The following is a 14,807-nucleotide window of genomic DNA, read 5'->3' on the forward strand; positions in this document are numbered from 1 at the left end:
ATGTATTGTCCGAACTCTCAAATTTAACAGTCAATATGGAGGGATTACATGAATAAATATTCGTGGGGATCCCTCAGTACCCAAACCACGTCAAGGTGCAGAATTCAGCGTTTTAGAGGGACTTAATATCAAGTCGTTACTTTGTAACAATGGTAGTCCCTTTTAATAATAACAACGCGAAGAGTAAATACCTGTGTAAAGCCAGTCCAAAGGGCTGGTTTAAATGATTTATACTGCGTTACTTTCATAAAAGACTGACTTTAACAAGAGAATAACCATTATCTACATGCCTAAATTGCTTTTAATTCAAACGACGCTCGCATATTGAGGTGGTTTGGATGCGAACCACATTATCCTTCAAACACTTAGAACATTTCCACATATTTATATGGGTATGAAACGTCGCGATCTCTTCCAAAAACGCTGTAATAACGTGTAATAACTTGCAATAAAATTCTATGCTATTGTTGTTTTTAACAAAACAAGTGGCCCTGATTTTTCACTTGTTCGCGTATTTACACATAAAAATTCATATAAACAAGGAGATTGAAATGACTAAAAAACGGACATTTGGCGGCGTCACCCAAGCAGTATGGTCTTGTGTTAAACGTACGAGCGAACAAGAGCACAGTACTGTTTATGAACCCGCTGATGCACTTCAAGGCACAGCTACAACAGACTCGGTTGTTGGGAAAGTGGTACTCGGCTTCAATTACATGCCAGACAAAGAGTCGATTCAATACACCATAATAAAAAAGCCGATGCTTGTTCCGACAAGTGCTATTTGGGATGGCATTCAAGAGTCAATCGAGCACTGCCAACATCACTAGTTTACAGCTTTCGATTGGAAAATATGTATTCGAATTGGTGTCGATTAAGTCATAGGTCGACACCTTTAGGAGGCTTAACTTTAAAGCCAAACATAAACACAAAGTAGAAAGGAAAGTACGATGACAAACGATACGAATACTGAACAAAAAGATATCACAGTAAAGGCTGGTGATATTTATCCTGTTACAGATAATGATCGCAACTTTGGTACAGTCACTATAGAACAGGGTGGTCAACTCGCAATCCAAACGGCTGCACAGGTCATAATTGAACACCTGGTAAAGCAGTAACTGGGTATTCATGCGTTCACACGCGTCAAATTATTTGAAATCAACCAAACAATATTGAGAGAAATTCAATGGATATTGAAGCACATAACAATTTAATCTCAGAAGCATTAGCTAATGGACAATCTACACCTGACATTACTGTTTTTGCAGATAACGGAAAAAGCGGTACTAATGGTTTAACAGGCCAAACTGGTCAAGAAGGGGCGACAGGTCAAAATGCCAGTTGTAATTGGGCCAGCGGTTGTGACGATGGTTCTAATGGTTCAAATGGTACCGACGGTGGTAGCGGTGGGTTGGCATCGCAAGGTGCTGATGGTGATAATGTGTTACCAGCAAAAATCTACGTTGCTCAATTGACTGGCACAGTATTTGTAGCAGGTGCGGGCGGTAATGGTGGTGATGGTGGAGTAGGCGGCAATGGCGGCGGCGGTGGAGCTGGTGGTGCTGGTGGTAATGGTTCTAGTAGCGGGGCTTATTCAAGAGGTGGCTATTCAGGCGGTAGCGGCGGTAGTGGCGGTAGTGGCGGTAACGGCGGTAAAGGCGGTGATGGAGGCAACGGCAGTAATGTTGACATCACCTACGGTGAAAAAAGTCAAAACAGTGAATTCGTTCCTGTACAAGTCAAAAGCCAACCAGGTAATGGGGGGAGCGGTGGTGTAGGTGGCGCAGGCGGTAGTGCAGGTAAAGGTGGTAGTCCAGGTGGTTCAAACGGCACGGGTGGTAACGCCGGTAATGTCGGTCAATCAGGTGCACCGGGTGATTCAGGCGGCCAATTGAGTACGATTAACGTTAGACAAGGTCAACGTCCAGTATAAGGAGAATACGACATGGTTTCCATACCTAACAGCTCTAAACGTCTAAAACTAAAAGTCGAGGCACTAACCGCAGTGGCTGAAAGCTTATCTTGTAATGCGAGATTAGCGCGGGAGCTATGTCGTGATGTTTTATCCACTCCTCAAAATTTGGATGGACACCTTATTGGAGCATCAGCGTTAAATAACGATGGTGCTCCATTACAGTTATGTCTATCATCATCAGAAAAAGAAGTCGTATCAAGGGTTATTGGAGACCCTTGCTCAGATATTTATGACACTGAGGATCGTTACTTTCAATCAGTAGAAGCCTTAAAACGTGGCGTCATAAAAGGAGGTGCACAGAAGCTACTACCTTTAGTCGAAACAACACTGACCCAAATAATTCCTAATGATAAACGAGTACGTGATAATTACAAAAAAGGGTTTGTTTGGCTAGCGTTAAGTCCAGATAAAGCAGGTGTTGCTTTTTATCTTGAAACCGCTCCCTTGGGCCAAGAACTCGCATGGCAACGTGTTGAAAAATGGCTCGATGCTTTACTGCCAGAGTCTGCAAACGTACAAATATTATTGTCCAATATTAAACAGTGTGCCAATGTTGCGAGTGTTGGTTTAGAAGGTACGACATCTGAAAATACGCGAGCAAAGATATATTTTCGTTTGAAACCACAGGTTTCACTTTCAGATTTAGGTCTTGATTTATACACACATCCATCTATTTTACAATACCTTACTATTGCTATGGGGACACATGGTGTCGATGCAGATGGCTTGCTTCTAGGACTTGGTATTAATCTATCAAACGGTGAAGTAGCAGATATTAAATTGGACTTATGTGGTCACTGTCTAAAATACACAAATGCCGAATGGCAACAAGTCAGTACGCGATTAACGCAAACATTTGGCTTAAAGCCGTTAGATTTAAAAAAGGTTTTAAATCAGCAAGGGTGTAATGTTGCGTTTATTGGTTTTGGCCTCGATAGCAAAGGCAAAAACCGCCTCAATATCTATTTGAATAATTCTAAAAATTATAAATTACCTAGCCAGGACGAAACGCGAGCAGCAATTGATGATGCTATTGATTACCTCATAGGGCTGCAACAGCAAAATGGACTGTGGTCAGATTATAAACTACCTGTAGGAGAATCAACTGAGTGGATCACGGGTTATGTTGGTCTGGCATTAGCTCGAGCGGGCAATCAGCTAAATCATTCCAAAGCGCTAAAAGCGGCGATAAATGCTGCGCAGTGGCTGATAAAAAAGCGCGTATATCACGCAGGCTGGGGATATAACCATACAACAGGTGCCGATGCAGATTCCAGCGCAATGGCAATGGCGTTACTGCGTGAACTGAAACTGCCAATCGATAAGCAAGATCATGATTTTATAGTTGACCATTGGGACCATGAGCTGGGCTTAGCAACATACAAAGAGGCAAATGCATGGGGAGACGCTCATTGGGATGTTACCCCAGTTGGTTACCTGATACTGCCTGAAAAAGAGCAACTTTCCTTCAAACCAGCTTTTATGCAAGGTTTAAAACATAATCATACGGCGCAAGGGTTTTATCGAAGCTATTGGTGGCGAACGCCGTTTTACAGCACCTTTCAAACACTTGAGGTGCTAGAACAATTAAATTTATTGCACTTAGACACACCGATAACAGAGCAACCAAGCATGGCTGTTGACAACGCATTTGATCTTGCATGTGCACTCGGAATTCATTATTTTCGCTCACAACGTAAAAGCCACAATGCGCAAGCACTGCGTACCTTATTAAATTGGCAACAAGCCACTGGTGTGTGGCAGGGCTGCGCAAATTTACGAGTTACTGAAAACACTTGTTATGAGCCTTGGGATCACCCTGAAGGTAAATATTATACTGATTTGAACGGAACGATAACGACCGCGACGATTATTCGGGTGCTTACTCAATTGTTATCAATATTACCGCCATTAAAAGGAAGTATAGATGGATAATTTTTATGCTAAGGGTGTGCCTCGCTATAAATTGCGCTACTGCCACCAATGTCCCCCTTGCCGGCGGTTGTCCGCCATCGTTGTGTTGTTATCTTTGGGTTGTATTCAGCGATACGCAATTGACTCAAAACAAGCACACCGGTTACCCATTAATATCCCTGATTGGAAAGGTCAGTTAGTACTGATCTCACATGAGAAGTATTGGCTTGCTAATGACGTATTTCGCGCAGTGCCGCGTGCAATTATTACTATCTATTGGCACTACATTAAACGAATACTCAAACCCTTGACCAAAATACGCTTTGTAAGGCCTATACGATGACACATACAATATTTAAAAATAACATAGATAATGATTTATTCAGTAAACAAGGTTTTATTATTAAAAAGTTGTTGTCTGATGAAGATGTTTTGCAGTTAAAAGCACTCTATGACAATGTTGCTGATCATCATGCGTTTCCCTTTACCGCAACGGTACTTATCCAAAATACGCCCTTGAGGGAGTATGTTCACCGAGAGATACGCAGTGTGTTTTCGAGTCGAATTCGACCAATTTTGGAAAACTATCGACTAGTAGTAGGAAGCTTTGCGTCAAAAAAAGCGAACTCAGAGCACAGTAAAGTAGCATTGCACCAAGACATCACCTTTATCGAAAACGAAGGCAAGTATGTCGGCTTAAGCATTTGGTGCCCGCTAGTAAGTGTAAATGCGAATAATGGCTGGTTAGGCGTTGTTCCCGGCAGCCATCATTTCAATACTGATTATCGCGATGCGAGTGTATTTGCATACCCAAACCTCGTTGAAACAATAGAAAATGAGTATATGACATACCTCTCGATGCAGCCGGGGGAAGTTCTGCTAATGGACAATAGAATTATTCATGGCTCACCTTCCAACAAGTCGCATCATGATAGAGTGGTTACAGCGGGTGTGGCTGTACCTGTTGAGTCCAATTTAATTTATTGCCACAGAGATTATCAAAATGCGCCTGAGAAAATTGAAATATATGATGTTGAAGAGGATTTTTATATTTCTCACCAATTAGGTTGCAGGCCAAACCATTTAAAACCTAAGTTTATTTTGCCCGTTACAACGCCAACATCCCAGGAAACCCATCATAATTTATTATCCCTTACGGAGAAGGTTTAAAATGAATACACAATCTGTCGCAAATAATCCAGCAGCACAACAACAATCGCAAACCCCTGAAATTCGTTCATTCGAGCTTGATGATAAGGCGATTGGTAACATCAAATCAGGGGTTAATTACTTTCGTGGCAACATTCAACTTCCTATCGATTTTCTGACCTTAACCGGTTATAAGGGCTTAGATATCAAGGTCTCGGCTATGTACGGGAGTAACATTAAAAATAACCTAGATACGTGGAATATCGAAGCGCCGACAGGCGTTCTAGGGCTTGGTTGGGATATGTCGTTTGAGTTTATCTCGGTATACAAAGCAAACAGTCAAAACTCGGGTTCTGATTTATTTTATTTGGTCTCAGGGGGCAGTGCTAACCCGCTTGTAAAAGTGGGCGAACAAGGCGGTATTTGGTTGTTTGAAACGAGAAATTATCAGTTTTGGAAAATTAGTTACGACCCAATAGATGAAAGTTGGCTCATTATAAAAGAAGATGGCACTCAATATCGCTACGGTGGAAACCAAAACGCATGTCAATATGGAGTGCGTTGGGGGAACTGGATTGGTAGCAGTGTTAATGCATCTGAACAAAAACAATATTGCAGCGCATGGAACCTCATTTCAATCGAATCTGCTTGGGGACATAAGGTGCAATATGATTATGAAAACGTAATGCATCGAGTAGGACAAACGGGTCTTGAATTTACACAGGCCTCTTACCTAAAAACGGTGACCGATAGCTTTGGCCGCAAAGTTGAATTTAATTACCAAGAAAAATATGGTGCATTGAATCAAAGTGCGCAAGGGATTGCTGAATATCAAGCCGAAAACGCGCAATCGCCCGAACCAAACGCGTTTCAGAATAAATACGAAACACGTTATCTAGATAGCCTTGATGTAATCAATGCCGATAGCGAACACCTTTACACTATGAAGTATACGTATGACTTCATCAATAACGCATCACCAAGCGACATTGACTATGAACTGCGTTGGAAGCGTGTGCTTAAATCTGTTTTTCAATTTACGCCTGACGGCACATCATTACCTGGCCTGCACTTTGACTATAACGACGGCCAAGCAATATCACCTGGGACACTTAAATCGGTAACCTACCCCACAGGCGGCGTTGCACGGATTACATATAAAGAACTTCAAATTAATTCACCAAAACGCATTGCCATAGATAACCCACTGCCAGGCAGTACTCCCGGAGTTTGGCACGGTGATGATTACGTGGTCTTCACTTTTTGTAATAAAAACAGTGCTGGGTTTAAGGTATTTGTACAGTCATGGCAAGGGCGTTGGGTCGAAGCCGAACTAACATCTTCTGATATGGCTGCTATTACAGCCGATCCACAAAGCGTCCAGGTCGAGGCTCACTCTAGTTACATTTTACTAAGCGTAAGAAATCAGGCCCGTTCATGCGATCAAATCTATGTGTTTATGCGTGACGATAAAAAATTTGGTGAGTGGAATCTTTCTAATGATCAACCATACTTATTTTATGTGCAGGGTGATGCTGGCCCTTCTCTGATCACGTCTGGTAGTGAGTTCTTTGTTGCCCACAACAAAGGTTATACTCAACAGACGTATCAAGTACGCTCATTTCATTGGCAAACAGGCCAGTGGCAAACACCTAATACACTGCCAATTACAGGTGGGGATACGGGCTATGTTGCTGCGCTGCAAAATTACTATGTTAATTGTAATTACACTCATTCAACTCAGTCGCTTAGTTTTGAAATTGTATTTCGAGATTTAGAAGGGAATTGGCAACCAAAACAACAATGGAAAACCAGTGGTATCGAAGTGGTTGAGAATGCAGGGAAGTACCTGTTTTCACTCATCGCTACTCCAACAGGCGTTGCGTTAACCTATATATCAAAAGTCGACGATGCAACAATTTCTTATACCGTCACGTTATACGATTGGGATGAGCACTTTCAAATTCTGAACCCTGCTGGTTCTGTGAGCCAAGATTTAGTTACTCCAGTTGAAAATGGAAAAGCACTGTACGATATTCTTCAAACCATCACTGATGGTACTTTTGTTAACAATAATATTGTTAACCTTCGTAAAGTCGGCACAGGGGCCAATAGTACTTGGTTGTCGAAGCAATTTCTGAATCCAAACAATACAACCGAATTTTCTGTGGCGGCAGCACAAGACACATTTGTTATGTCTTCATCAGACGGTACAATTAACACCAATCAACTACTGACATTCAACCCTAACATCCCTGATAACTCGGCTTGGGAAAAGAAAGATATAACACAAGCTGGAACCTTGCCAACGGTGCAAGCTAATGTTCTCACTATGGGAGCAAGGGTTTACATGCGCGATGTAAATGGTCAATGGCAATCCCAAGCTAACGAAATTATGACCACTGCAGAATCAACCATTCAAAATCGCGGGCCTAATTTTATTGCTTATCAAAACAATCTTAATGCCGACGCTAATAGTTACTTAATCACGACCAATAATGGTCAGATAAGTAACTCTATTGAAATGCCTGGTGGCTCACAAAAAATTACGGTGCCAGAGCACAATGGTGTCCCCTTGGTTGGAAGCAACCTCGTGGGGCCTCGTTTCATCGTGAGTTATACCAGTGCTGAGTTTGACGCAGCTGACCAACTTTTCTTACTCAATGTCGATGACAAAAGTTTAAGCGATAATATAGTTATACATCCCGTAGCCTATATTGAAATTGAAGACGCACACGATAATGAGGCATCTTTTTACCAGTCTTATTTTTACGCTAATTCAAATGAGTCTCAAATCAGCTACAATAGTAAAATTGGGCTCGCACAATTCCCAATAGTAATTGAAGTAGCAGGCGTTAAATCGACCAATAACACACCACCAGAAACACCTGAAGGGCGAACTGAACGTTATTTCTCCAATGGTCTTTCTGGTCACGCGGGGTTATATCCACAAGCAACGTGGACTTATAACTACGCTAATATTCTCAATGGAATGTTGTTAGCCAAAAAAGAGTTTGACTCGGCTAATCGACTGGTTAGAAGTAAGCTTAATTACTGGGAAATCATCAACAATAGCGATGGAAAGCGGCTGTACGGTGCGTATGTGCGATTAAGACAAACAAATAGTGTGTTAGATGGCGTAAGAACCAACAATTATGTCACCTATGATGACACAACAGGCCTGCCGGTTAACCACGAACAAGAATATTACGCTAATGATGGCACACGTAAATTAATGCGTACGCATACAAAGTATGCATGGCAAGAGCCTAAGTACCAATCGTTATTTCTATCCGCACACATCCTTAATACCGTTATTGAAGAAACTACCAGTGTCGTCAACAGCGAAGCAAGTACCAGTAACTTCACCAAAAGTACGATAACAACCTATAAAAATTGGTCTGACAATCCAAATAAAATCAAACTTGCCGCACACCAAAAATATGTTTGGACTGCCCCTGGTGCGAGCGCACCTATTTTCGATTATTCTTCAGGGAAAGAAAATGAAAATTGGTTGCTGCTGTCAGAAGTGACAAAGCGCGGTCAGATAGGTGGCGCTATTCACGAACAGCTTAATGTAGACGGTATACCAACGTCCTTTATTTATGATGAAAATGAACGCTATAACATTGCTAAATTCCCAGGAGCCGCTATTTCACAACAAGAAGCGAGCTACTATGGATTTGAATCATATGAAAAAAGTGGTATGTGGCAGTTAGGTAGTAATAGCACTATTATTCCTAGCGTAGGTAATACCGTGATTGATGCACATACTGGGGTAAATAGCCTCCAATTAGCACCTAATACGCAAGATAACTCTGGAATAACAGCAACATTTATCCCACAACTAACGGATCTTAAGTTTATTTTTTCTGCATGGGTCAAAAAGCCAGCCGACTTCAAAAATAACCAAGGTGACGCGGTTTGGTGTATCGAGCTTTCTAGTGGTGACTACGTTCAGCTGGATTTTCCTGAAACGACAGGTGAATGGCTCTATATTCATCAAACATTTGATGTCACCAATGCAAATACGTCAATTTCCATTACCTGTAAAAATAAAAATACCCAAGCACCAGTTTATATTGATAATCTTCGCTTTTCGCCACTTGATAGTACTTATACCGCAAGTGTATATAACAGTAAAAACTGGACTGTAATCGCAGAGTTAGCCGCAAATGGCGAAACGCAGCAATCTACCTACAATGAGCTTGAGCAAGGATCGCTAAGCACCAATGCTGGTGATGTAATGACCGCGGTTAAAAGTCGTTACTATTCATCTCAAGGCAATCAAGGGCAATACTCTACTCAGTCGCCAAATCATGATTTGGCCATTCAAGCTGCCGAGGGTGGAACCCTTTGTAATTTTAAACGCGGTGCACAGTGGCAGAATAGTTGGCAACCAAGTCCCGACGTTTGGCAAGTCGAAGCAGGCAGATTAAGTCAAAAAGCACATAATCAACCGGGTACACTGACCTTATTAAACGCTCCCAATAATAATCGTTATGCGTTAGCTGTGAGGTTTGAAACTGGAGAAGCACTAGATGGTACGCTTGGCATTCAGCTTGATGACAACACTAAAATTCAGTGGAACCCGAGTCTTTTTAATTGGCAACTCATTCAATCAGACTCAACAGAACTTGCAAGCGACCAGTCAATATTTAGTGTACCGAGCATGCCTTATTTAAATGAGCTTAATCAAGGTGAAATCAGTAACAATCTGCTCAATGAGTTTGCTAAATCAGATTACCCGTTAAGCCAAGACGCAAGCGTGGTCACTGGCCCCGTTGACCAAACTAGTTGGACTTTGAACAGTGAGAATACGCGGTACTTATATCAGTTAAACCAAAATGGTGACTCGATTGAGGTTTATCGTCCACAAACAAATTGGGATCTGATTATTGATGACAAAACCCTGTTGTTTTGGGCAAATGGTCAGTTAATATTTAGTTGTCAGTTAGCACATGTGCTAAATAGTGCACCACAATTGTTCTTCAATAACAAAGTTATTATTTCTGAAATTGCTCACCTGATTAGTCCGCAAGCTCAAGTTAAATATAAAGATTCTAGAGGTGTGTTAATTCAAGAGCAAAGCTTGGACGATAAACAAGTTGTGGCACATCAAAAAGTGACCGATAACCTAGGCCGCGCGGCGGTTACATCTAAAAGTGTTTTTGTAAAAAATAGTGAAAACCCACTATTTAAATACGGTTCTAATTTGGCAAGCCTTAATTGGCATACAGGGAAAATGACTGGGCTTGTTGATACTGCCAATCCAGCAGACGGGGGTTACAGCTATACCCGTGAAGTATATGAAACATCGCCACTGGCACGAGTAAATAAAATTGGTAACCCTGGGGCTAAATTTCAGGTAGACGCACATCCGAGTGTTTACCAATATACTAACGTAGACAATAAGTTTTACAAACTTGTCTCTACCGATCCAAACCAAAATGTTTACTATGAAATTAAAAATCAGCGCGATCAGCTTTTAAGTAAAGTGTCGATTAATGGGGAAGGGCAAAACAAAAGTACCACCTTATTTGATGATGCCGGAAACGCAATTAAAATTCAGTCGCCAAACTATTTTTCTCCACCTACAGGCTCCGTTCCTGAAGATTGGGTGATAACTCAAGCGTTTGATTTTAATGGTAATATGATATCGAGCACTCAGCATCAGCAAACAACGAACTATGTTTACGATAAAAGTGGTCGAATTCGCTTCGTACAAGACCAACAGGGGCAACAAAGTGGTAACTACAATTACGTAAAATATAACCGTGTGGGGCGGGATATTGAAAAAGGTTATGTCGTCGGTAGTTGGGATCACACTGCGTTGCAAGCGCATAGCGATGTAAGCCCTAATTGGCCTGCAACGCCTAACACTTGGCGACAAAAACTATGTTACGACGACGCATCTGTCAATGCGATAGGGCGAGCTTATAAAACTGAGTCCAATAATGGTATCGCAGGGCAAACGGACGTTAATGAAACTTTCTCATTTGATGTGTTCGGAAATACAACTTTGCGTACGCTGTCGGTCGCCGATTTTGATGGCAATCAACAACAAAGCGTGCAGTACACGTTTGATAATTTAGGTAATACAGCGAAAACTATCTACCCAGACGGCACTGCAGACGGATACGCTATTTACTTCAATACAAATAGGCAAAACCTCGTTAGCGCGATATCTGACTCCCCGAGTTTTGACAGTCAAATAGCTGGTTTTAGTTATCTGGCAAACGGACAAGTGTATCGAGAGCAAGTGATAACTGAGGCGGGGTTGCAGATAATTCGCGAGTTGAACTACAACTCACCAGAATGGTTAAAAGAAATAAACCAAACTTTGGCTGGTGCAAACAAACCTTTGTTTGAACAAACACTTTCTTATTCTGAGGGCGGATATGAGGGGGCTGCATATTTTGACGGCACCATTGCCTCATCAACCACGGCTATTAACGACAAGCCCACAAGCCAATTTAAATACGCAGTTGATGATGTTGGCGGTATTACCGACGCGAATAGCGAATTAAGCCCAGAGCACACTTTAAAAATAAATGGCAGCCGTGGCTATGACAACAACGGCAATATTAAAAACGTCACCTTTGGCAGTAGTGACTACGTTTATAAATATATTTCTGGCACGCAGCAAGTACAATCCATTACAAACAGCACCAGCAATAATACCGTGTTAGCAGATTATGCGTATGACCTCAATGGCAATGCGACGACAGCGAAATTTAATACTCATTTGTCTTTGCAACCACATGAACTTGGATTGGACTACGATCCCGGTTCCAAAATGACAACACAAATTACCGACACGGGAGGCCCTGAAAGCAATACGTTGCACTTTGCGTATGGGAGAGGTAATCAACGAGTATTAAAAACGGTTCAAGGTGCAAGTGGCGAGTACCAACAAAAATTATATGTCAGGGACTTAAATGGTAAGCCGTTAACCGAGTTCACTAAAATTTCGAGCCAGCAGCACGATGTGGCGACTTCATCTATGATCTACTTTTACGGCCCAACTGGACTAATTGCGTTCAGAAAAGGCAATAAAAATTACAGTGTAGGTAAAGACCATTTAGGCTCGGTACGTACAGTATTTGATGAAAATGCCCAGATAATAGCGCAATACGATTACCTAACATTTGGTGCACTTAGCAAAGCCATAGAGCCTGAACCAGGATTTCTGCCTTATTTGTTCACTGGCCAGGAATTTGATCGCGAAATTGGCATGTACAACTTTGGAGCTCGTTTCTATCATGCGGAATTAGGCCGCTTTATTGCAACCGATCCTGACAAACAGTACTTTAGTCCATACATTTATGCGTCCAATAATCCTGTACTTTACATCGATCCAACAGGTCGTTTTTCAATCTCTAGCCTGTTTAGTGCAATCGCAGGCGCAATTATAGGTGCTGTTGAAATACTGGTCGGAGTAGTCATCGATGTTGTCGCTGGAGTGTTAGAAGTTATCACCGGAGGCCTGTCCACCCCAGCGTCAGCAGCATTAGCCGCAGCTGCAGGGGCTTTTTACGGTGCGGGTGTCTCTGCGATAACTTATTCAGTGTTTAACGCGACCGATTTTAACTGGAAAGAGTACGGTGTTGATATGGGTATTGGTGCGGCCGCTGGCTTTATCACTGGGGGCTTGTCCGTTTTTGCTGGTGAAGCTGCGGGTAGCATTGCGGCGTCGGCTTCTAAAGGCGTAAAAGCATCTACCAGTGAGCTATCCAATGCAGGTAAAGTGCTTAATGGGGCAAAAAAAGGCGTTGTTTGGCTTGGAGAAACCGTTGCCGATACACGTGCTGCTCCGGGTATAAAAGGCTATCTTACCGACGCGACAAAAGCTATTGCTAAAAGTGAAGCAATAGGCATTACCAAAAATACCGCAATGAATCTAGCATCAGGCAATGATTGGGATAGCGGGTTAGGGCAGACTGTGTTTAGTGCAGCACTTTCTGGGGCTGTTTCAGGTGGCAAAGTGAAAAGCCGCGTATCTGGTAATTATTCAGAGTAAATTAGAGATATTTATGCCTTTTGAGTTCTTTTTTCCTAAAACATTTTACTATGAGGATCAGGTATTGTCTGACGAGCAGAATAATCTGCTCGCTCGGGCAGTCATCGCGCTAAAAAAAGAATTACCGCACTCCACGCGCGATAACCTTTATACAACTTACCAAACAATTAACAATATTTTGCAACAAGCGCCTTTTGACTTATTACAAGCGCGTTTAAGTGAAAATATAGGTGCCTATTTGGCTCAAATAGAAACCCGTGAAACGGCAAACCCTATTATCACTAATTCGTGGGTAAGCATTTCATCTAAAGGGAATTATGAACGTATGCACTCGCATCCGGGATCATACATTAGTGGGGTATATTACATAAAAGCACCAGATAACAGTGGCGATATTTATTTTGAGAACCTAGAAGACAATATGTGGTTGTCGCAGAGAACCAAACGTGAAAACTTTAACACTGTTAGTTATCCAGCAATTGAGCGTAGGCTTATCTTATTTAACAGCCAAGTACCGCACCATGTTAGCCAAAACGAATCCGAACATGACCGCATCGCATTAAGCTTTAACGTCGCGTTTAGTTAATTAACCAGAGCAACGAGCGTGGAAACCTTATATGTCAGAATTTGAAAACGTTGTTTTAGTGGATGAGCAAGGAAACGAGACAGGACTTATGCCTAAATTAGAAGCGCATCAAAAAGGGGTGCTACATCGCGCATTTTCTATCTTTATTTTTAACGCAAATAACCAGTTAATGATCCATCAAAGAAGCGCTAATAAATATCACTCAGCAGGGTTATGGACTAATACATGTTGTAGTCACCCACGTAAAGGTGAGTCTGTTGTTGACGCAGGTCAGCGGCGATTAATGGAAGAGATGGGTTTTACTACCCAGCTTACAGAATTAATTCACTTCACTTATATTTGTAAAATGGAAAACGGGCTATTCGAACATGAGTTTGATCATGTTTTAGTGGGCTATTACGACGGTAGTCCAAAAGTTAATCTTGAAGAAGTATCCGATTGGCGCTGGGAAAACCTAGATGATATTCAATCACAATTAGCGACTAACCCCGAGCATTATACTCGTTGGCTACCCATTGCCCTGCAAAAACTACAGCCATTTCTTGTTGGATATTAGCCTTTTAGGATTGAAATTTATTCAATCTATATCCAAACCTGACGAATTCCCACGAAATGAATTTAAAAAAGATGAGTAAAGGGGATCCGACCTTCATGACTAATTGTGATCAAATTACTTCGCTAAAAACAACTTAAAACAATAGCCATGAAGATCACAAATATAATACAGAATGATATCGCTGCTGCCTACCCTGAAATTCACTCTACTCGATTAAACACGTTATTTACCTTCATTGACTCTGGCATGCATGATCAACGTGTGTCTGTAACATATTTAGGTAGAGGCTTGAAAAGCCTATCAAAAACAACAAATAAAAATGATATTAAACGCGCTGACCGCTTAATCGGTAACACGCTCTTACACAGCGAGCGCCTTTTCTTCTATGGCTATATGTCAGCGCAGTTAATTGGAAATAAAAAGTCCCCCATCATATTAGTCGATTGGTTACCTATTAATGGACAAGGGATGTTTCAAGTATTGCGCGCCAGTATTCCAATGAATGGGAGAAGCTTAACGCTCTGTGAAAAAATTCATCCTGAGAGCGAACTGAATACCAATAAAGCACATCAAGCATTTTTAGACACGCTCGAACAAATAT

The 14,807-nt window shown here is 41.7% G+C and carries 8 protein-coding genes and 1 pseudogene; all 9 read left to right on the forward strand.

Annotated features, from left to right (window positions below; translation table 11 throughout):
• Positions 1–551 precede the first annotated feature (551 nt).
• A complete protein-coding gene (locus NRL14_RS20365) occupies positions 552–830 on the forward strand; it encodes a hypothetical protein (RefSeq protein WP_007378771.1) in 279 nt (92 codons plus the stop codon).
• Positions 831–950: 120 nt separating this feature from the next.
• A complete protein-coding gene (locus tag NRL14_RS20370) occupies positions 951–1,121 on the forward strand; it encodes a hypothetical protein (protein WP_007378770.1) in 171 nt (56 codons plus the stop codon).
• 68 nt (positions 1,122–1,189) lie between these two features.
• Entirely contained in the window at positions 1,190–1,936 is a 747-nt protein-coding gene (locus NRL14_RS20375) for a hypothetical protein (protein WP_007378769.1), read from the forward strand.
• Between the two features lie 12 nt (positions 1,937–1,948).
• Complete coding sequence (locus NRL14_RS20380) at positions 1,949–3,913, forward strand: hypothetical protein (RefSeq protein ID WP_306725479.1); 1,965 nt, start codon at positions 1,949–1,951, stop codon at positions 3,911–3,913.
• A 318-nt stretch (positions 3,914–4,231) separates the two neighbouring features.
• Positions 4,232–5,062 (forward strand): phytanoyl-CoA dioxygenase family protein, encoded by an 831-nt coding sequence (locus NRL14_RS20385; RefSeq protein ID WP_007378767.1) that lies wholly within the window; start codon positions 4,232–4,234, stop codon positions 5,060–5,062.
• 1 nt (position 5,063) lies between these two features.
• Positions 5,064–13,064, forward strand: coding sequence for an RHS repeat domain-containing protein (locus NRL14_RS20390; RefSeq protein ID WP_306725480.1), 8,001 nt, complete (start codon positions 5,064–5,066; stop codon positions 13,062–13,064).
• A 13-nt stretch (positions 13,065–13,077) separates the two neighbouring features.
• Positions 13,078–13,650, forward strand: coding sequence for a TIGR02466 family protein (locus tag NRL14_RS20395; RefSeq protein WP_007378764.1), 573 nt, complete (start codon positions 13,078–13,080; stop codon positions 13,648–13,650).
• A 31-nt stretch (positions 13,651–13,681) separates the two neighbouring features.
• The gene (gene idi / locus NRL14_RS20400) at positions 13,682–14,206 is read left to right on the forward strand and encodes an isopentenyl-diphosphate Delta-isomerase (protein WP_007378763.1); all 525 of its coding nucleotides are present in this window, start codon (positions 13,682–13,684) and stop codon (positions 14,204–14,206) included.
• A gap of 147 nt (positions 14,207–14,353) precedes the next feature.
• A pseudogene (locus tag NRL14_RS20405) lies at positions 14,354–14,807 on the forward strand (IS4 family transposase); the annotation flags it as partial.

This window comes from Pseudoalteromonas sp. 20-92 (assembly GCF_030847595.1).
Taxonomy (GTDB): Bacteria; Pseudomonadota; Gammaproteobacteria; order Enterobacterales; family Alteromonadaceae; genus Pseudoalteromonas; species Pseudoalteromonas fuliginea.